At 69.6% G+C, this 20,402-nt stretch carries 18 protein-coding genes; 9 read left to right on the plus strand and 9 right to left on the minus strand.

Annotation, left to right across the window (positions count from 1 at the left end):
* Positions 1–58 precede the first annotated feature (58 nt).
* The 3 genes from LY41_RS10645 to LY41_RS10655 are packed head-to-tail and all read right to left on the minus strand — an operon-like array spanning position 59 to position 3,740.
* Positions 59–2,401, minus strand: coding sequence for a xanthine dehydrogenase family protein molybdopterin-binding subunit (locus LY41_RS10645; RefSeq protein ID WP_253863708.1), 2,343 nt, complete (start codon positions 2,399–2,401; stop codon positions 59–61).
* On the minus strand, positions 2,398–2,868 hold the full coding sequence (locus LY41_RS10650) for a (2Fe-2S)-binding protein (RefSeq protein WP_253863709.1): 471 nt from the start codon (positions 2,866–2,868) through the stop codon (positions 2,398–2,400). The genes LY41_RS10645 and LY41_RS10650 overlap by 4 nt, the downstream gene beginning before the upstream one ends.
* Positions 2,859–3,740 (minus strand): FAD binding domain-containing protein, encoded by an 882-nt coding sequence (locus LY41_RS10655; RefSeq protein WP_253863710.1) that lies wholly within the window; start codon positions 3,738–3,740, stop codon positions 2,859–2,861. Before LY41_RS10655 ends, LY41_RS10650 begins: the two co-directional genes overlap by 10 nt.
* A gap of 159 nt (positions 3,741–3,899) precedes the next feature.
* On the opposite strand from LY41_RS10655, the gene LY41_RS10660 reads away from it, so the two are divergent.
* The 5 genes from LY41_RS10660 (at position 3,900) to LY41_RS10680 (ending at position 10,230) form a co-directional block, all read left to right on the plus strand.
* Complete coding sequence (locus LY41_RS10660) at positions 3,900–5,471, plus strand: PucR family transcriptional regulator (protein WP_253863711.1); 1,572 nt, start codon at positions 3,900–3,902, stop codon at positions 5,469–5,471.
* Positions 5,472–5,621: 150 nt separating this feature from the next.
* Entirely contained in the window at positions 5,622–6,377 is a 756-nt protein-coding gene (locus LY41_RS10665) for an IclR family transcriptional regulator (protein ID WP_253863712.1), read from the plus strand.
* 80 nt (positions 6,378–6,457) lie between these two features.
* Positions 6,458–7,450, plus strand: coding sequence for a PDR/VanB family oxidoreductase (locus LY41_RS10670; protein WP_443678872.1), 993 nt, complete (start codon positions 6,458–6,460; stop codon positions 7,448–7,450).
* A gap of 156 nt (positions 7,451–7,606) precedes the next feature.
* Positions 7,607–8,827, plus strand: a complete 1,221-nt coding sequence (locus tag LY41_RS10675) for a cytochrome P450 (protein WP_253863713.1) — start codon at positions 7,607–7,609, stop codon at positions 8,825–8,827.
* A gap of 41 nt (positions 8,828–8,868) precedes the next feature.
* Entirely contained in the window at positions 8,869–10,230 is a 1,362-nt protein-coding gene (locus LY41_RS10680; protein WP_253863714.1) for an MFS transporter, read from the plus strand.
* Positions 10,231–10,252: 22 nt separating this feature from the next.
* On the opposite strand, the gene LY41_RS10685 is transcribed toward LY41_RS10680, so the two are convergent.
* From LY41_RS10685 to edd, 4 genes are all read right to left on the minus strand, one after another.
* Positions 10,253–11,455, minus strand: coding sequence for a BTAD domain-containing putative transcriptional regulator (locus LY41_RS10685; protein ID WP_253863715.1), 1,203 nt, complete (start codon positions 11,453–11,455; stop codon positions 10,253–10,255).
* Positions 11,455–12,165: a DedA family protein gene (locus LY41_RS10690; RefSeq protein ID WP_253863716.1), complete on the minus strand. Its 711-nt coding sequence runs from the start codon at positions 12,163–12,165 to the stop codon at positions 11,455–11,457. Before LY41_RS10690 ends, LY41_RS10685 begins: the two co-directional genes overlap by 1 nt.
* 479 nt (positions 12,166–12,644) lie before the next feature.
* Entirely contained in the window at positions 12,645–13,271 is a 627-nt protein-coding gene (gene eda, locus LY41_RS10695; protein WP_253863717.1) for a bifunctional 4-hydroxy-2-oxoglutarate aldolase/2-dehydro-3-deoxy-phosphogluconate aldolase, read from the minus strand.
* Positions 13,268–15,163: a phosphogluconate dehydratase gene (gene edd / locus LY41_RS10700; protein WP_372493227.1), complete on the minus strand. Its 1,896-nt coding sequence runs from the start codon at positions 15,161–15,163 to the stop codon at positions 13,268–13,270. The genes eda and edd overlap by 4 nt, the downstream gene beginning before the upstream one ends.
* A 267-nt stretch (positions 15,164–15,430) precedes the next feature.
* Between edd and LY41_RS10705 the strand changes: the two genes are divergently transcribed.
* The 4 genes from LY41_RS10705 (at position 15,431) to LY41_RS10720 (ending at position 19,266) form a co-directional block, all read left to right on the plus strand.
* Complete coding sequence (locus tag LY41_RS10705) at positions 15,431–15,733, plus strand: Rv0250c family protein (RefSeq protein WP_253863719.1); 303 nt, start codon at positions 15,431–15,433, stop codon at positions 15,731–15,733.
* 76 nt (positions 15,734–15,809) lie between these two features.
* Entirely contained in the window at positions 15,810–16,571 is a 762-nt protein-coding gene (sdhC, locus tag LY41_RS10710; RefSeq protein ID WP_253864083.1) for a succinate dehydrogenase subunit SdhC, read from the plus strand.
* Between the two features lie 24 nt (positions 16,572–16,595).
* Positions 16,596–18,509, plus strand: a complete 1,914-nt coding sequence (locus LY41_RS10715; RefSeq protein ID WP_253863720.1) for a fumarate reductase/succinate dehydrogenase flavoprotein subunit — start codon at positions 16,596–16,598, stop codon at positions 18,507–18,509.
* Position 18,510: 1 nt separating this feature from the next.
* Positions 18,511–19,266, plus strand: a complete 756-nt coding sequence (locus LY41_RS10720) for a succinate dehydrogenase/fumarate reductase iron-sulfur subunit (protein ID WP_253863721.1) — start codon at positions 18,511–18,513, stop codon at positions 19,264–19,266.
* A gap of 71 nt (positions 19,267–19,337) precedes the next feature.
* Here the strand turns inward: LY41_RS10720 and LY41_RS10725 are convergent, their stop codons facing one another.
* Together LY41_RS10725 and LY41_RS10730 are read right to left on the minus strand one after the other, a co-directional pair.
* Entirely contained in the window at positions 19,338–19,634 is a 297-nt protein-coding gene (locus LY41_RS10725; RefSeq protein ID WP_253863722.1) for an amidohydrolase family protein, read from the minus strand.
* Positions 19,635–19,755: 121 nt separating this feature from the next.
* The coding region (locus LY41_RS10730; RefSeq protein WP_504966399.1) for an amidohydrolase family protein at positions 19,756–20,402 on the minus strand (647 nt) is incomplete at its 5' end.

Genomic DNA, 20,402 nt, shown 5'->3' on the forward strand with positions numbered 1-20,402 from the left:
CGCGACTCGGGGCGTCGTGCCAGTTCAGTGCCGGTGCCCGTTGAGTGCCGGTGCCGGTTCAGTGCGCCGTTCCGGTGATGTGTTCCGGGCCGGCCGGGGCGTGAGTCAGGTCGAGGCCGGTGGCCGCCCTGATGGCGGCGAGTACAGCGGGCCCCGCGGAGATGGTCGGCGGTTCACCGACACCGCGTACGCCGTACGGGGCGTGCGGATCCCCGCGTTCGATGATGTCGACCTTCATCGGCGGGGTGTCGAGAATGGTCGGGATGAGGTAGTCGGTGAACGACGGATTGCGGATGAGGCCGTCGGAAACCTGGATCTCTTCCATCACGGCCAACCCCATGCCCTGGACCGCACCACCCTGGATCTGGCCCACGATCGCATCCGGGTTGACCGACTTGCCGACATCCTGCACGCAGTCCAACGCCACGACCTTGACCAGGCCGAGTTGCGTGTCCACGTCGACCACGGCGCGGTGCACGGAGAAGGCGTGTTGCACGTGTACCAGTTCGCTCTGCCCGGTCTCGGGGTCGAGCGGGTAGGTCGGCCGGTGGTGATACTCCCTCGTGCACTCGATGACCTCGTCGCCGAGGATGTCGACCACGTCGGCCAGTACGCCGTGCGAGTCGGAGACGAGCTTTCCGTCGACGATCGTGAGATCCGGTACGGCGTGACCGAGCCTGGCGGTAGCTCGCTCGAACAGCGTCTCCCGGACGGCTTCGCACGCGGTCTTGACCGCGCCACCGGTGATATAGGTCTGCCGGGACGCCGAGCTCGACCCGGAATCGCCGACACTGGTGTCGTTCGGGTGGATGTTCACCCGCTCGACCCCGAGTTCGGTCCGCGCGATCTGCTGCTGCACGGTGACCAGACCCTGCCCGACCTCTGCGGCAGCGGTGTGCACCATCGCGACCGCTTCGCCGCCGACCGCCTGCAGGCTCACCCGCGCGGTCGAGTAGTCGTCGGCCCCCTCCGCATAGGACACGTTCTTGATGATCGCGGCATAACCGACCCCGCGTGCGACGTCCTCGCCGTGCGTGGTGTTGGCCGCACCACCGGGCAGGTCACGAATATCCGGTTCGGCTGCCGGGTCCCGTTCCGGTGGCATCGGCAAATTCCGGGCTCGCTCGATCAGCTCGCCGACCGGCGCCGGGTAGTCCAGCTTCTGCCCGGTGTGCAGAACGGATCCCTGGTCGACCGCGTTGCGTTGCCGCAACTCCACCGGGTCCATGTCGAGGGCACTGGCCAGCTTGTCCATCTGCGCCTCGTAGGCGAACGCAGGCTGGACAGCGCCGAGCCCGCGCATGGCCCCGCACGGTGGATTGTTCGTGTATACGCCCCATCCCGCGATGTCCACATTGGGGACCTCGTACGGGCCGGTTCCCAGGGTCGTGGCGTTACCGACGACGACCGGGGTCTTGGACGCGTAGGCGCCGCCGTCGAAGTACATCCGGGCCTTGAGGTAGACCAGCTTGCCCTCGCGGGTGGCTCCGTGCTCGAAGTACATCTCGGCCGGATGCCGGTGCACATGACCGTAGAACGACTCCTCCCGGTCGTACATCATCTTCACCGGTTTGCCGGTGTGCATCGCCAGCATGCACACGTGGGCCTGGATGGACAGGTCCTCCCGCCCGCCGAAGGCGCCACCGACTCCGGACATGGTCAGCCGCACCTTGTCCGGAGGGAGGCCGAGGGCCCGTGCGGTCTGTTTCCGGTCCGAGTGCAGGTCCTGGGTGGAGAGATACAGCTCGACCCCGCCGTCCTCGGCCGGGATCGCCAAGCCCGATTCCGGCCCGAGGAACGCCTGATCCTGCATGCCGAGCGTGTAGGTGCCGGACACGACGACATCCGCGCTCACGTCCTGCCGGCCGCGGACGACCGGCTGGTAACGGACCAGGTTGTTCTCCCGTCCCGATTCCGGGTGCAGTTTCGGCAGCGTCCCGTCGTGGGCGGCGCGTTTCGGATCGGTGACCGGATCCAGCACCTCGTAGTCGACCGCTATCAGCTCCACCGCCCGGCGCGCGGTCTCCGGGTGGTCGGCGGCCACCAGTGCGACGGCCTCGCCCCGGAACCGCACGACGTCCTCGGCGAGCACCGGCTGGTCGACGATTTTGAGGCCGTAGCGGTTGTCGCCGGGCACGTCCTCGTGGGTGAGCACCGCGTACACACCGGGATAGGCGAGCGCCTGCCCGACGTCGATACCGGCGATGCGCGCGTACGGGTGCGGGCTGCGCAGGGTCGCGCCCCACAGCATGTCCTCGGCCCAGAGGTCCGACGAGTAGGCGTAGTCGCCGCGTACCTTCAGGTTTCCGTCCGGGCGGGACGGGGACTCGCCGACCCCGCCCGTGATCGACTCGCTGAGGTCCTGAGGGGCCCTGCTCGGGGCATTGACGTGAGCGCTCATGACACCGCCTTCCGCTGTGCGGCGAGCCGGACCGCATCCATGATCTTCTCGTAGCCGGTGCAGCGGCAGAGGTTGCCAGCCAGTGATTCGCGAATCTCCGCGTCGGTCGGCTCCGGGTTACGTTCGATGAGGTCGTGTGCCTGGACGAGCAGGCCGGGGGTGCAGAAGCCACATTGCACGGCACCGGAATCCACAAAGGACTGCTGGACGGCGTCGAGCCGGTCGCCGTCGGCCAGTCCCTCGACCGTACGGACCGCACGCCCCTGCGCCTGTCCGGCGGCGACCATGCACGAGCACACCGGGACGTCGTCCAGATACACGGTGCACGAACCGCACTCGCCCTGCTCGCACGCGTTCTTCGAACCGGGAAGGCCGAGCCGCTCACGCAGTACGTGAAGCAAACTTTCCCCTTCCCACGCCTCGTCGGCCTGGTGTGGCCTGCCGTTCACGGTCAGGTTCAGGCGCATGTTTGCCTCCCGGTCGAGTACTCGTCCCATGTCCAGCCGACCGTTCGCCGCGCGAGGACGCCGAGTGCGTGCCTGCGATAGGACGCCGTGCCCCGTACGTCGTCGATCGGTGCGGCCGCGGCCGCGACCAGCTCCCCGAACCTCGTGACCACCGTCTCCGGCAACGGTCGCGGGTCGGTCCACATCCCGCGCGAGGTGAGCTCTCCGGCCAGGAACTCCTCGGCCTCGACGGCCCTGCGCGGGGTCGGTGCCGCGGAGCCGAGCCCGGTGCCGACCTCGGCGCGATCCGGGTGCAGCGCCACGGAGAACGCACAGACCGAGATCACCATCGCGTTGCGGGTGCCGACCTTGGCGAACTGTTGCGGGCCGGTGGCACGCGCGAGATGCACCGCGGTGATCAGCTCGTCCGGTTCGGCCGCGGAGCGCTTGACGCCGGTGAAGAACTCGGCGACCGGCAGCCGCCTGGTGCCGCGGACCGAGGCCAGCTCGACTTCTGCGGCACAGGCCAGCAGGGCCGGGTGCGCGTCGCCGGACGGGGAGGCGGTGGCGAGGTTGCCGCCGACCGTGCCGCGGTTGCGGATCTGGGGCGACGCGACCGTGCGCGAGGCCATCGCCAGGCCCGGCAGGTGTTCGCCGAGTTCGCTGATGATGCGTGCGTACGGCACCCCGGCTCCGATGCGGATCACGCCGCCCGATTCGGACCAGTCGGCCAGTTCGGGGACCGAGGTCAGGTCGAGCAGTCCGCTCGGGCGGATATGGTCGAAGTTGATCGCCACCATGAGGTCGGTGCCGCCTGCGATGGGTGCGATGTCGGGCCGCTGTGCCTTCGTGGCCAGCGCATCGTCCAGTGATGCGGCGCGGAGAAAGTCCACGTCCTGCGCCTCCTAGTGTTCGGATTGCTGTGACCCAGTACACAGCCGACACGAGGCGCCGCGATAGCGGTCGATCCGACGAAAACATCGGTGGCCAACGGCTCGGGTATCGTAGATTCCTACAAGCGCAGGCCCCGTGACCTGCCCAGGAGGTGCACGATGCTGCTTCGCACTCTGCTCGACGACCCTGATCTGCGGCTGGAGTTGCTGACGGGAGCCGCCGGGCTGGACCGTGTCGTTCGCTGGGTGTACACGACCGATCTGCGCGACCCCCGGCGCTACCTTTCCGGTGGGGAGGTCGTGCTGACCGGGCTGATGTGGCACGAGTCGGCGTCCGACTCGGAAACCTTCGTCGCCGGGCTCGTCGATGCCGGGGTGGCCGGTCTGATCTCCGGAACGGCTCGGCTCGGGGCCGCTCCGCCCGACCTGATCGAGGCCTGCGGGCGACACGACCTTCCCCTGATCGAGGTCCCGCTGGACGTCAGCTTCGCCGAGATCTCCGACCGGGTGGTGCTCGGTGTGACCGCCGAACGCACGGGCATGTTCGAACGATCGCGGCGCCTCGTCGCGGACGTCGCCGAGGGAGCGGATCTCGGGGACGTACTGCGCTCGGCGGCTGCCGAGCTGGGTATCGGATGCTGGGTACTGTCCACGACCGGCCGGAGCATCGCGGCCGCGAGCCCGGCAGGACAGGACGCCGACGACCTGCCCGAGCCCGCTCGGCGCGCCGCAGTGCGCCGCTTCGTCCGGACCGAACGACTGCCCGCGAGCTTCACCTCCGGCGATCGGGTCACCACCTACTCGGTCACGGCGGCCGGTCCGGACACTGGCAGCAGAGCCGCGCAGTGGTTCGTCGTGCTCGGTGCCGACCATCGTGGATTCTCCGCCGGTCAGGAGGCGGTGGTGGGCGAGCTCGGGACCGCCGTCGCGTTGCTCCGCGCCCGGCTGGACGAAGGGCGCCGGGTCGCCCGCCAGGGAACCGACATGTTCCTGCGGACAGTGCTCGACACCTCGGCGCCGCCTGCCGAGATCGCTTCTCGTCTCGGGACTCTCGGGCACGACCCCGCGGTGCCGGTGCGGGTGCTTGCCTGTCAGGCAGGCGAGGACGCGGGGCTGACCGCCGCACTGCTGGCCGAGATCGGCGACGAGCTGGCGCCCACGGCGCTGATCGGCTCTGCGGACGCGGACACGGTAGCGGTGCTGGCCACCGGCTCGGCTGCGCAGGAGAAAATTCGCGACGTGCTGCGGGCGAAGCTCGCCGCCCTCGAACCGGCACTCGGTCAGCGGCGCCTGACGCTCGGGGTGAGTGGCGCGGCGCCGGTCGATCGGCTTCGTTCGACGATCGAGGAAGCCCGCCACGCCCGTCTGCTCGCCGAGCACCGGCTCGCGCGCGAGTCCGGCTCCGGCAGCGGTGTCCGGGTGGTCGCCGGCGACGAGGTGTCCTCGCACGCACTGCTGCTCGCAGCGCTGCCCGACGAGTTGAGCAGCTCCTTCCACGAGCGGCTGCTGCGGGACCTACGTGCCTACGATGCGCGGCACCAGTCGGACCTCGTGCATACCCTGTGGCTGTTCCTGGAGGCCTCGGGTTCCTGGGCGAAAGCGGCTGCCGAACTGCACGTCCACGTCAACACGCTGCGGTATCGCATTCGCCGGATCGAGGAGATCACCGGTAAGGACCTGGCGCGCTTCGCGGACCGCGTCGACCTGTACCTCGCCCTCCAACTCGGGTAGGGCGCCTCCGGGTCATGCGGTGGCAAGTCCGCCTGCGCCCGTGACGGCAGCGGCGACGACACGAGGCCGGAGAGACCCCGGCCCCGGCGCGCGGACCAGGGGCCGTGCGGCGTTCGCCGACGAGCGCATTCGTCAGGCACACTGCCGAACATGCCCAGGGTCGCCACGGGGGAATCCGTCCTCACCCGCGTGGTGCGGATCATCGAAGTCTTCACCGCGGACCGCCGGTCGCTGACGGTCACCGAGATCGCCCGCGCGACGGAGCTGCCGGTGCCGACGACGTCTCGGCTCGTCGCCGAGCTCGTCGGGCACGGTTTCCTCGTGCGCGATTCCAGCGGCCGCGTCCGGATCGGCATGCGGCTGTGGGAACTCGCCCACCGGGCTTCGCCCGCGCTGTCGTTGCGGGAAGCGGCGATGCCGTTCCTCGAGGACGTGCATCACGCGGTCGGTCACCACGTCCAGCTGAGCGTGCTCGACCGCGACGAGGTGCTGTGCGTCGAGCGCCTGTCGGCTCCGGGCGCGATCATCAACTTCACCGAGATCGCGGGCCGGTTGCCACCGCACGCGTCCTCGTCCGGGGTGCTGCTGGCTGCGCATTCGTCCCCCGAGTTCCGGCAGCGGATCCTCGACCGCCCGCTGCACCGCTACACCGAGCACACGATCGGCGACGCCGACACCTTGCGCCAGGCTCTCGCCGCGGCACGCCGATCCGGGTACGTCATCTCCGAAGGCCACATCCACGTCGACGCCACCAGCGTCGCCGTACCGATCCGGGGGAGCGAGGACGCCGTCGTCGCCGCCCTCTCAGTCATCGTGCCGCGGTCGACGGATGCGTTCGCGCTGGTCCCGGTGCTGCGCACGGCCGCACGGGCGCTGTCACGTGCCCTCGGTACTTCCAATCATTGAGAGGGCCCTTCTGCGGCGGCCACACCGGCTCACATCCTTGCTCGCGTCCGTCTCGGATTCGTCCCATCGGGAGGTGGCCGGTGAGCAATGTCGCTCCGATCCAACACAACGGTCCTGTGGCCGAACAGGCGAGTGCGGGTACCGCACGGGTAGCGCGGATCCGCCGCGAAGCCGACGGTGTCGTGGGGATCGTCCTCACCGATTCGGCGGGCGGACGCCTGCCGGACTGGGCACCGGGTGCGCACATCGACCTCGTGCTGCCCGGCGGGACCACCCGCCAGTACTCGTTGTGCGGCGACCGGTGGGACGCACACTCCTACCGGGTGGCCGTGTTGCGCGAACCGTCCAGCCGCGGTGGATCGGCCTACGTCCACGACTCGCTCCGCGAGGGCGACCTGGTCGGAATCGGCGGTCCGCGCAACAACTTCGCGCTCGTTCCCGCACCGCGGTACCTGTTCGTTGCGGGCGGAATCGGCATCACCCCGCTGCTTCCGATGATCGCGCAGGCCGATCTGATCGGTGCCGATTGGAACCTGCTCTACGGCGGCCGGACCCGGAACTCGATGGCATTCCTCGACGAACTGGGCCGCCACGGCGAACGGGTCCGGGTCGAGCCGCAGGACGAAACCGGGCTGCTGGACCTGCCCGGCTTCCTGGGACGGCCGCGCGAGGACACCAGGATCTACGCCTGCGGTCCCGCTCCGCTCCTCGACGCGCTGGACGCCGCGGCCATCGACTGGCCCGCACGGTCGGTGCGAACCGAACGGTTCGTGGCTCGTGAGCGTGCCGGGGGCGGTGGTGACACCTCGTTCGAGCTGACGTTCGCGCGCTCCGGCCGCACGATCGTCGTCGGCCGCCACGAGACAACGCTGGAGGCGATCACGGCGGCGGGTGCCGACGTGCTGTCGTCCTGCCGGCAGGGTACGTGCGGCACCTGCGAGACGACCGTGCTCGAGGGCCGTCCGGACCATCGCGACTCCGTGCTCGACGACGACGATCGGCAGGCGGGAGACTGCATGCTCCCGTGCGTGTCCCGCGCGGCCACCGGCGACGGGCTCGTTCTCGACCTCTGACAGCGCCGCTCCGCACCGGCGACACCGCAGACACCGCACCGTTCCGGCAACACCGCGCGATTCCGACGGCGCGGCTCCGGCATCACCGCGCTGCGTCGACAACACCGCACTGCTCCGGCAACACCGCACCAGTACATCCACAATGGAGTGACACCCATGAGTACGCCCACGCTCGGCCACGCGCCGACGATCGAGACCGACCCGTTCTGCGACGAGGTTCTCGCCGATCCGATCCCGCTGCAACGGGAGTTGCGGGCCGCAGGCCCGGTAGTGGCGCTGAGTACTTACGACATTCTCGCGTTCGCCCGCTACGAGCAGGTGCATGCCGCCCTCGTCGACTGGCAGGGTTTCCAGTCCGGCGCCGGGGTCGGACTGGCGAACTTCCGCACGGAGCAGCCGTGGCGGCCGCCCAGCCTGCTCCTCGAAACCGATCCGCCACACCACGACGCTCCACGGCGGGTGCTGCAGAAGATCCTGTCGCCGCGGGCGCTTCGCAGGCTGCGGGACAAGTGGTTCGCCGACGCCGAGACTCTCGTCGACGAGGTGCTCGGTGACAGGACCGGCGTCCTCGAGCTCGACGGTGTTCGGGAGCTCACCGAATCCTTTCCGTTGCGAGTGTTCCCCGACGCCGTCGGGATACCGAAGCAGGGGCGCGAGAACCTGCTTCCCTACGGCGACCACCTGTTCAACGCCTTCGGGCCGCGCAACCACCTCGTCGAAGCCGGCGAGCCGCGCGCGGGCGAGCTCTCGGAGTGGACCAGCGCGCAGTGCCGGCGCGAGGTGCTCGAACCCGGTGGTTTCGGCGCCGACATCTGGGCCGCCGCCGACCGCGGTGACATCCTGTTCGAACAGGCGCCGCTGATCGTGCGTTCCCTGCTGTCGGCGGGGGTCGACACCACCGTGCACGGGCTCTCGGCGGTACTGCACGCTTTCGCCACCCATCCCGACCAGTGGGCCCGGCTCCGGGCCGGTCCCGCCGCAGCGGCCCGGATCGCCTTCGACGAAGCCGTCCGATGGGAATCTCCGGTCCAGGTCTTCTTCCGCACCGCCACCCGGGACATCGAGATCGGCGGCCGGACCGTCCCCGAGGGGCACAAGATCCTCATGTTCCTCGGCGCGGCCAACCGCGACGAAGAGCGCTGGGGCGCCGACGCCGACCGGTTCGACCTGAGCCGCGATCCCTCCGGCCACGTCGGGTTCGGCATGGGTGTTCACCAATGCGTCGGCCAGCACGTGGCCCGGCTCGAGGCCGAAGCGTTGCTGACCGCGCTCGCACGGCGCGTCGAGCACCTCGAACCCGCCGCGCCTCCGCGCAGGCACCTCAACAACACGCTGCGGTCGTGGGAATCGCTACCGCTGCGCATGCACCTCGCCTGACGTTCACCGCAGCCGACGTTCACCGCACCGAAAGGACAACGATGTCCCACGATCTCCGGGCCGAGCTCGACGAAGGCCCCATGCACGGTTCGCAATGGGTCGCCATCGCCGTCTGCGTTCTCCTCAACATGCTCGACGGCTTCGACGTACTCGTCATGGCCTTCACCGGCGATTCCGTGTCCGCCGAGTTCGGGCTCAACGGTGCCCAGCTCGGCCTGCTGCTCTCCGCGGGCCTGGTCGGTATGGCCGCCGGGTCGTTGTTGCTGGCGCCCTTCGCCGACCGATTCGGCAGGCGACCGGTGATCCTGATGTCTTTGGGAATCGCCAGCGCCGGCATGTTGCTCGCCTCGATGAGCGGCTCGGCGCTCGCGCTCGGCCTGCTGCGGGTGCTGACCGGACTCGGTATCGGCGGGATCCTCGCCTGCAGTAACACCATCGCCGCCGAATACGCCTCGCGCCGCTGGCGTGGTCTCGCGGTGAGCCTCAACTCCACCGGCTATGCGCTCGGCGCCACACTGGGCGGGGTGATCGCCGTCGTGTTGATCGGCGCGTTCGGCTGGCGGTCCGTCTTTCTCTTCGGCGGCGTCTCGACCCTGGCGGCCATCCCGATCGTGCTCATCGGCATGCCCGAATCGCTCGACTTTCTGCTCACTCGTCGCCCGAACCGGGCATTGGAGAAGGCCAACCGCGTCGCTCGCCGCTTCCGGCGCGCGCCGCTGGCCGAGCTGCCTCCGATCTCCGGCGAGGAGAGGAGGACCGGGGTGTCCGCGGGATTCCGGACGCTGCTCGGGCCAGGGCTGCGGCGCGGCACGTTGATCCTGTGGACGTCGTTCTTCCTTGTCATGGCGGGGTTCTACTTCGTTACCAGCTGGACACCGACTCTGCTCGTGGAGGCGGGAATGTCGGCGACCGAGGGCCTGACCGGAGGTACCCTGCTCAACCTCGGCGGTATCTTCGGGGCCGCCGCGCTGGGTGCGCTGGCCGCTCGTTGGCCGTTGCGCAACGTGCTGATCGTCTACCTCGTCACCACGGCCGCCATGCTCGCGCTGTTCCTGCTCGCACTCGGCTCCCTCGCCGCCGCGTTCGCGGGCGGCGCGTTGATCGGACTGTTCGTCAACGGCTGCGTCGCCGGTCTCTACGCCCTGACGCCCAGCGTCTACGGCAGTGACGTGCGTGCCACCGGAGTCGGAACGGCGATCAGCATCGGCAGGATCGGGGCCATCCTGTCGCCCACGATCGCGGGCACCCTCCTCGACGCGGGGTGGACACCGCAGCACCTCTACCTCGTCTTCGGAATCGTTTTCGTGCTCACGGCGGTGGCGCTGAGCCTGCTCCGCGGTGAGCGGCACGGCAGCACCACCGACACGTCGGCACCGGCCGCGACGTCGAACGCCGTCGGGTGAGGACGGAGCTCGGCGGAACCGCCTAGCAGGGTTGCCGAAGGGGCGACTCACCGGCGGCGAGCGCGACGACCAGCTCGGGAAGCCGGTAATGACCGGGAGCCGCGGGGTCGACGACGAGCAGGTGCGCGGCGACGAGCTCGTCGATGAGGTCGAGCGTGGTCGCCACCGGCTCGTCGAGCAGGCCGGCGGCGGTCGCGCAGGTGAACGACCGGGTGCCGAGAGTCGCCAGGGTGTCCAGTGCCCGCCTGCCACGGGCGGGCAGCCGGTCGTGGGCAGGGGCGAGGAAACTCCGGATGTCGAGGTCGCCGATCCGCAGTTCGGCGATCCTGCGCGCCGGGTCGGCGAGCCGGTCGGCGAGCTGCGCGAGGGTCCAGTGCTGCCGCGCGGCGAGGATGGCACCGCAGATGCGGATCGCCACGGGTAGGCGGCCACACAGCTCGGCGATCCGCAGCGCAGCGTCGTACTCGGCCGCGACCCGACTCGCGCCGGCGATCTTCTCGAGCAGCTCGACGGACTCGCCCGGAGAGAACGCGTCCAGCGGGATCCGTGTCGTTCCCTCCAAAGTGGGCAGAGCGCAGCGGCTGGTGACGAGCATGCCGCAGCCCGGTGCCCCGGGGTCGAGCGACCGCACCTGCTGTTCGTCCGCGGCATCATCGAGCACGACGAGGGTGCGGGTGCCCGCCAGCATGCTCTGGTACACGTCGATCCTGCGCTGGAGCGTGTCCGGATGCTCGCCGGAGGGCAGGCCCAACTTGCCCAGAGCCGAACCGAGCGCCTCCATCGGGACGGGCGGACCGGTGGACTTGCCGCCGAGCTGTACCAGCAGCTGATGATCGGGGAACCGACTCCGCAGCATGCGACCGGCTCGCAGCGCGAGCGTGGTCTTCCCCGCGCCGCTCGGGCCATTGATCATGCACGCCGTGGTCGGGCCGTCCTGGTCGGCCGACTCTGCGAGTACGCCGAAGGCCATCGCGAGCTCACCGTCCCGGCCGACGAAATCGCTCGGTTCGTGTTGCAGTGCCCGCGTCGACGTGCGGAGTCGCGGGGCAGGGGGCGCGGCGGGAGTGGCCGCGGGAACGGCCGGTTCGGACGTGAGGATCGACTGGTGCAACTGCTGCATGTCACGGGACGGGTCGATGCCCAGCGAGTCGATGAGATTGTTGCGAAAGCTCCGATAGACGGCGAGGGCGTCCCCGGTGCGGCCGCACCGGTGCAGTCCCGTCATCAGTTGCATCGCCGGCCGCTGCCCGTGCCGGTGGCGGTGGCGGTGCCGGTGGCCGTTGCGGTGCCGGTGGCGTCGTCGGCTGTGCGTGGGCTGGGCACCGTCGATCGGCGCAGTGCCCACCGGCGCCGGGCGAGTTCCATCGCCGCCGGTACGATCAGTGCGATCGCGAATCCCAGGATGATGCCCTGCAGCGGATCGTTGGCGAAGCTGGCGCCGCCGAGGTAGCCGACCGCGACGCAGTACAGCGCCCAGATTGCGGAGCCGAGCGCGTCCAGGGCCACGAACCGCCGCAACGGGTAGCCGACGTACCCGGGCGCGAGCGCACCGGTGAGCCTGCCGCCGGGAAGGTGCCGGCCTGCGATGATCAGCGTGGCGGCGTGCCGGTGGGCCGCCCGGTGTGCCCACTTCTGCCGGGGACGGCCCCGTCCGCTCCGTTGGAGCCGGGCCCGGATGCGGGGACCGGCCCGGTTGCCGACCCAGTAGCCGAGACAGTCGCCCGCCAGCGCCGCGACCGTGGTCAACACCAGCAGCAGGGTCAACAGGGCGGGAGCTCCGACGACGAGCACGGCGACGGCCACGACCGCCGACCGGCTCGGCAGGAACGGCACCAGCGGGTTCGCCGCGATGATGACGAACAGGACCAGCCAGAGCCACGGCGAGTCGATGCCGGAACGCAGCCACTCGACCATCGAGTCGAGCAGTTCAAACATGGTCCGACCGGATCGGTGCGGACGCACGCGTGGCACGGTGTTCGTCCACAACGGAGGGTGCTGCGGGCGGTGCGCCGGAGACGGGGCTTCTCGACATGTCCGGCGCCGAGGTTGGTGCCGGGACGTGTGAGTGCATGGGCGGCTCCGAGCTACGGGACGAACAGGCGAACCCGATGTTGGCACGGCGACGCCCGCGCGGCGACGGTTTTGGTGCGATCTCCGGGTAATAACAGGGGATCCCCTACCCCCGATCGTCGGCCGTGATCGGAAACCATGACCGGGAACCATGACCGGGAACCATGACCGGGAACCATGACCGGGAACCATGACCGGGAACCATGACCGGGAACCTGGTCCGAACCACTACGGAGGCCACGGCACGGCCGTGTTCGCACGGATTCGCCCGGCCGGGACGCGCCGCGGACGTCGACGGCGTCGCCCTGTCGATGTCACCCAATCGAGTTAATGGGTGCCCGCCGTCATCCTGCGAGGGCCGAGGACTCCTTCGCCAATGCCTCGATCGTCCCGAAGTCACGGGCCGCCACCGCGTCCTTCGGGGTGAGCCAGCTGCCACCGACGCAGCCCACCGTGGCCAGCGCGAGGTAGTCCGGCGCGTTGGCCACACTGATGCCGCCGGTGGGGCAGAACTTCAGGTGAGGCAGGGGACCCGCGAAGGCCTTCAACGCCGCCGCGCCGCCGCTGGCCTCGGCGGGGAAGAACTTCAGCGTGTCGAGGCCGCGCTCGGCCAGCCGCATGGCCTCCGACACCGTCGCGGCGCCGGGCAGGAACGGCAGCCCGGTCGCGGTGACCGCGTCGAGCAGCGAGTCGGTGGTGCCGGGGGTCACGAGGAACGCGGCGCCCGCGTCGACGGCCTCGTTGGCCTGCTGGGGCGTGGTCACCGTGCCCGCGCCGACGACGATGTCGGGCACCTGTGCGGCGACCCTCTCGATGGCCTCCAGCGCGGTGGGGGTGCGCAGTGTCAACTCGATGGTGCCGATCCCGCCTGCCAGTAAGGCCCTGGCCACGTCCGGTGCGGCCTCGGCGTCGTCGAGCACCACGACCGGCATGACCGGTGACAGGTCGAGCAGTTCCGAACTGGTCGTCATGATGTTCCTCCCACGCGGGCCACGGTCTCCGGCGCGGTCGTGCCGGAGTGATCGGGTGTCACCGGGCCGAACACGCTCGCTCCGGTGTCGGCGGTTCCGACGCTGCGGCGCAGCGCTGCGAACAGCTCACGCCCGGTGCCGGTCCACTGTCCCTCGTCCGGGGGCAGGTCGGTGGGCTCCCTGAGGTCGAGCTCGGCCGGGTCGATCCGGACATCCAGCGTTCCGGTTTCGGTGTCCAGTCGGACCGGGTCGCCGTCGGCGACGCGCGCGAGCGGTCCGCCCGCGGCGGCCTCGGGGGTGAGGTGGATGGCCGCGGGCACCTTGCCCGACGCACCGGACATCCGGCCGTCGGTGAGCAGCGCGACGCGGTACCCGCGGTCCATGAGGACGCCGAGTGCGGGCGTGAGGCCGTGCAGTTCGGGCATGCCGTTGGCGTGCGGGCCCTGGTTGCGCAGGACCACCACGACGTCGCGGTCCAGTTCGCCCGCGCGGAAGGCGGTGTCGAACTCGGCCTGCGTGCCGAACACGCGTGCGGGCGCCTCGACGACACGGTTCTCGGGGGCGACCGCGGACACCTTGATGACGGCCCTGCCGAGGTTGCCCCGGACCATGCGCAGCCCGCCGTTGTCGGCCAACGGGCGCTCCACCGGCCGCAACACCGATTCGTCGAGGCTGTGGCTCGTCGCCTCACGCCACGTGAGGCGGTCGCCGTCGAGGATCGGTTCGCGGCGGTAGTGGTCGAGTCCGTGGCCCGCGACGGTGCGCACGTCTCGGTGCAGCAGGCCCGCGTCGAGCAGCGTGCCGACGAGGAACTGCACGCCGCCCGCCGCGTGGAAGTGGTTGATGTCGGCGCTGCCGTTGGGGTAGACGCTGGCCAGCAGTGGCACCACCGCGGACAGCTCGGCGAAGTCGTCCCACGTCAGCTGGATACCCGCAGCCGCGGCGATGGCGACGAGGTGCAGCGTGTGGTTGGTCGATCCGCCCGTGGCCAGCAGTGCGATCAGTCCGTTCACGACGGAGCGTTCGTCGACGACCTCGCCGAGCGGGGTGTACTCCTCGCCGTGGGAGATCTCGACGATGCGGCGGCCCGCCTCCTCGGTGAGCGCCTTGCGCAGTGGGGTGCCGGGGTGCACGAAGCTGGTTCCCGGCAGGTGCAGGCCCATGACCTCGACGACGAGCTGGTTGGAGTTGGCCGTGCCGTAGAAGGTGCAGGTTCCCGGCGAGTGGTACGACGCGGACTCGGCCTCCAGGAGGTCCTCTCTGGTCGCCTTGCCCTCCGCGTACAGCTGGCGGATGCGCGCCTTCTCCTTGTTGGGCAGGCCGGACGCCATGGGGCCCGCGGGCACGAGCATCGCGGGCAGGTGACCGAACGACAGCGCGCCGATGAGCAGCCCGGGCACGATCTTGTCGCACACTCCGAGCAGCAGCGTGCCGTCGAACATGTCGTGGGACAGCGCGACGCCGGTGGCCATCGCGATCACGTCCCGGCTGAACAGTGACAGCTCCATGCCCGCACGGCCCTGCGTGATGCCGTCGCACATCGCGGGCACGCCGCCGGCGAACTGCGCGACGCCACCGGCCTCCCGGGTCGCGTCCTTGATCCACTCGGGGAACTCGTGCAGCGGCTGGTGGGCCGACAGTAGGTCGTTGTAGGCGGACACGATCGCGATGCCCGGTTTGCGCAGCCCGCTCATCGCCAGCCGGTCGTCGCCTGCGCAGGCGGCGAAGCCGTGGGCGAGGTTGCCGCAGCCCATGGCGGCCCTGGCCGGCGATCCGGACGCGGCCGACGTGGTGGCCGAGATCCGGGCGAGGTAGGCGGCCCTGCTCTCGCGGCTGCGTTCCGCGATGCGGTCGGTGACCTCGGCGACGACGGGGTGGACGTCCTGTGGCACTTGATTCACGAGCGACTCCGGTCGGTTGTGCGCTGTCCTCCGTGGCAGCTGACACGATACAGAACCGTTGGCCCGGATCAAAATCGATTCAGTGCAGGAGGTAAGGAGTGCTGGTGACAGGCTTGACGAGCCTCTGATGAGTGACCCCCGTCACGCGGCAAGGCGCCTGATGTGCTACTTGTCACAGTGAACAGCGACAAGGCAGAGTTGGCGGTGCGTCACCACACGGCAGCGCCGCCGACCGAACCGACTCCGGAGGGTGCGCAGATGTCCACCACAGAGATGAGTGAGCTCCGCAGCACGATCAGCCGGCTCAAACAGTGCGTCGGTGCCCTGCGATCGCGCTACGGCGAGGTTCCGGCCGTCCACCGGCTGGCCAACGACGTCGAACGTCTCGACATCGATGCCGTGGAGCTGGGCGACACCTCCGGTGTGCCAGCACAGGGCCGAGGTGCCCCACCGATCGACCGCAGCGAGATCGTGCCCGTGCCCGACACCCCGTACGACCCGGCGATGTGGCACGACGCCGACGACGAGGGCGTGGGCGGCTACCACGGCCACCGGCGTTGAGAGGCCGGTGGCCTTCGACGTGGCAAGCCCCGCAGGCACTCCTTCCTCCGACACCCCGACCCCTGCCCGCGCGAGCATCGCTGCGCGCACGTTGCGGACCGACCGCTGGTGGCTTCCGCCGCTGCTGACGAGCGTGGGACTGGCGACGTTCGTCATCTACGCGACGGTCCGCTCGTTCCTGCGCACCGACTACTGGGACGCCGAGAACCACTACCTGACGCCGTTCTACTCGCCGTGTCTCAGCGAGTCCTGCGTAGCGGGGTCGAGCCACTTCGGCACGCCGATCGGTGAGCTGCCGGGGTTCGTACCCCTGGCGTTCCTGTCCCTGCCGTTCCTGCTCGGCTTCCGCCTGACCTGCTACTACTACCGCAAGGCCTACTACCGCTCCATCTGGATGGCTCCGCCCGCCTGCGGCGTCGGCGAGCCGCACGAGCGCTACACCGGTGAGACGCGCCTGCCGCTGATCCTGCAGAACGTGCACCGGTACTTCTTCTACGCCGCGTTCGTGATCACGATCATCAACACCTACGACGCGATCCTCGCCTTCGGCGGCGAGAACGGCTTCGGTATCGGGCTCGGCAACCTGGTCCTGCTGCTCAATGTGGTGCTGTTGTGGTGCTACACGCTGTCCTGCCACTCGTGCAGGCATGTCACCGGAGGCAGGCTCAAGCACTTCTCCCGCAACCCGGTGCGCTACTGGACCTGGACGCAGGTCAGCAGGCTCAACACCCGGCACATGCAGTTCGCGTGGCTGACGCTGGGCACGCTCGTGCTCACCGACCTCTACGTGTGGCTGGTGTCCAGTGGAGTGATCGCCGATCTGCGCTTCATCAACTGAACACGTCTCGAAGGTGGCAACTACATGACCGAGGTCGAACGGCACAACTACGACGTGGTGGTGATCGGTGCCGGCGGCGCCGGTCTGCGTGCCGTGATCGAGGCGCGACAGCGTGGTCTGAGCGTCGCGGTGGTGTGCAAGTCGCTGTTCGGCAAGGCGCACACCGTGATGGCCGAGGGTGGCTGCGCGGCGTCGATGGGCAATGCGAACTCGCACGACAACTGGCAGGTGCATTTCCGCGACACCATGCGCGGCGGGAAGTTCCTCAACAACTGGCGGATGGCCGAGCTCCACGCCAAGGAGGCCCCGGATCGGGTGTGGGAACTGGAGTCCTACGGCGCACTGTTCGACCGGACGGACGACGGCAGGATCAGCCAGCGCAACTTCGGCGGGCACACGTATCCGCGGCTCGCGCACGTCGGGGACCGCACCGGTCTCGAACTGATCCGCACCATGCAGCAGAAGATCGTGTCGCTGCAGCAGGAGGACTACCAGCACTACGGCGACTACGAGGCCAAGCTCAGGGTCTTCGCCGAATGCACCGTCACCGAACTGCTCAAAGAGGACGGACGTATCGCGGGAGCGTTCGGGTACTGGCGCGAGAGCGGCCGGTTCGTGCTGTTCGAGACGCCGGCGGTGGTGCTCGCGACGGGCGGCATCGGCAAGTCGTTCAAGGTGACCTCCAACTCGTGGGAGTACACCGGTGACGGCCACGCACTCGCGCTGCGCGCCGGGGCAGGCCTGATCAACATGGAGTTCGTCCAGTTCCACCCCACCGGCATGGTGTGGCCGCCGAGCGTGAAGGGCATCCTCGTCACCGAAGGTGTGCGGGGCGACGGGGGTGTCCTGAAGAACGCCGAGGGGGAGCGGTTCATGTTCCGCTACATCCCGGACGTCTTCAAAGGACAGTACGCCGACAGCGAGGAGGAGGCCGACCGCTGGTACTCCGACCAGGAGGGAAACCGGCGCACCCCGGACCTGCTGCCGCGTGACGAGGTGGCGAGGGCGATCAACACCGAGGTCAAGGAAGGGCGGGCGTCTCCGCACGGCGGGATGTTCCTCGACATCGCCAGCCGGCTGCCGACCGAGGAGATCCGCAAGCGCCTGCCGTCGATGTATCACCAGTTCAGGGAGCTGGCCGACGTCGACATCACCGCCGAATCGATGGAGGTCGGCCCCACGTGCCACTACGTGATGGGCGGCATCGAGGTCGACCCGGACACGGCGGCCGCGACGGTGCCCGGGATCTTCGCGGCGGGCGAGTGTTCCGGCGGCATGCACGGGTCCAACCGGCTCGGGGGCAACTCGCTGTCGGACCTGCTCGTGTTCGGCCGCCGCGCCGGTCTGGGCGCCGCGGAGTACGTCGAGTCGCTCGGCGCGCGGCCGTCGGTGTCCGACGCCGACATCACCGCCGCTGCGAAGCAAGCGCTGGCTCCGTTCGACGGTCCGGACGACGGGGCGATCGAAGAGAATCCCTACACGCTGCACACCGAGCTGCAGCAGACGATGAACCAGCTCGTCGGCATCATCCGCACGTCCGACGAGATCACCAAGGCTCTCGACAAGCTCGCCGAGATCCGCAGCCGTATCCGCGGCGTGACGGTCGAGGGACACCGGCAGTACAACCCGGGCTGGCATCTCGCCGTCGACCTGCGCAACATGCTGCTGGTCAGCGAGTGTGTCGCGCGCGCGGCGTTGCGGCGTACCGAGAGCAGGGGCGGGCACACCCGCGACGACTATCCGCAGCTGGACGCCCAGTGGCGCAACCGGTTGCTGGTGTGCGCGGCGACCGATGAGCAGCCGGTGCCCGGGGTCGGCGTCGAGGCGAAGGAGCAGCTGCCGATTCGCGGCGATCTGCTGGAGCTGTTCGAACTGTCCGAATTGGAGAAGTACTACACCGAGGACGAACTCGCCGCCCACCCGGAAAGGACCGCGTGAGATGGCATATTCCGCGAAGCTGCGCGTGTGGCGCGGAGACGCGACGTCCGGCGAGCTGCAGGACTTCGAGGTCGAGGCCGAGGAGGGCGAGGTCGTCCTCGACCTGATCCATCGCCTGCAGGCCACGCAGACGCCCGATCTGGCGGTGCGCTGGAACTGCAAGGCCGGCAAGTGCGGTTCGTGTTCGGCCGAGGTCAACGGCAGGCCGAGACTTCTGTGCATGACCCGGATGTCGATCTTCGGCGAGGACGAGGTCATCACCGTCACGCCGATGCGCGCGTTCCCCGTGATCCGCGACCTCGTGCCGGACGTGTCGTACAACTACGAGAAGGCGCGCGAGATCCCGTCGTTCACCCCGCCCGAAGGGCTCGAGCCCGGCGAGTACCGGATGCAGCAGGTCGACGTCGAGCGTTCGCAGGAGTTCCGCAAGTGCATCGAGTGCTTCCTGTGCCAGGACACCTGTCACGTGATCCGTGACCACGAGGAGAACAAGGAGTCCTTCGCCGGTCCGCGGTTCCTGATGCGGGTGGCCGAACTGGAGATGCATCCGCTCGACGTCGCCGACCGGGTCGGCGACGCGCAGGACGTGCACGGGCTGGGCTACTGCAACATCACGAAGTGCTGCACCGAGGTGTGCCCCGAGGGCATCCGTATCACCGACAACGCGCTGATCCCGATGAAGGAGCGCGTCGCGGACCGACGCTACGACCCGATCGTCTGGCTGGGCAACAAGATCTTCAAACGCAACGGGGCGTGACCGGGGACGGGAGCGTTCCCGGCCGGCCCGTCAGCACGATCGGCCCGGCGCGGGAGCACCGGATCGCTCGCTTACCGGATCCTTTGCTCACGGAGTGGCTCCTCGTCGGCGCCTGCCGGTTCACCGTTGCGGGCCACGACCCGGCCGCCGTGCACGACCAGCTCCGGCGGGGGTGTGTCCACGACGATCTGCGGCAGGCATTCGCCGTGGACGAGAACGAAGTCGGCGGGCGATCCGGAGGTGAAATCGACGCGGGGCAGGTGAAGGACGTCGGCGCCGTCGTGGGCTCCCACGTGGAAGCAGCGGGCCAGTTCGTCGTCGGTGCGCGCGCCGGTGACCTGGCCCAGCTGCTGCGTCCGGTGCAGCATGTCTCCGTTGCCGAAGGGCTCCACGCGTCGCGTACTCCGTCGGTGCCCAGGCCGACGCGCACGCCGTGTTCGCGCAGCCGGGCGGTCGGCAGCACCCGGGCAGGGGACGGGGCCACCGTCGTCAGGGAGATGTCGAGCTCGCCCAGCTCGGCGGCGATCGCGTCGAGTTCGCGGGTCTCGAGGTCGGCAGGCAGAAGACGTGGCTGACGGTGACCTTGCCCTGCAGGGACAGGGCCCGGGTGCGGTCGATGACGGCGCGCAGCGCCTCCATGCTGGCCTCGCCGCGGTCGTGGAGGTGGATGTCGATGCCCAGCGCGTGCAGGTCGGCGAGGTCGAAGAGCAGGTCGAGCTGTTCGTCGAGGGCGTTGTCGAAGCCGATCGGGTCGATGCCGCCGATCATGTCGATCGTGCCGGTGCGTGCGGCCTCGTCCAGCAGTTCCGCAGTGCCGGGGGTGCGGATGACGCCGTGTTGGGGAAACGCCACGATCTCGACGTCGAGAGCGTGCCGCAGTTGCTGCCGGACCGCGGCGACTCCTTCGACGCAGGCGAGATCGTAGGCCGGGGCCACGTCGGCGTGGGCGCGCATGGCGCGGGTGCCGCGGGTCACGGCATGGGACATGAGGCCGCGGGCGCGTTCCGCGACGCTGCGGCCCTGGCTGCGGAAGAGTTCGGCGTCCTGTTCGGAGTAGCCTGCGATGTCCGTGGCGGGCCTGCGCGAGACCCACGGGCCACCCCACGTGGTCTTGTCGGGGTGGATGTGCGCGTTGA

Origin of the sequence: Prauserella halophila (assembly GCF_024171895.1) — a bacterium.
Lineage (GTDB): Bacteria > Actinomycetota > Actinomycetes > Mycobacteriales > Pseudonocardiaceae > Prauserella > Prauserella halophila.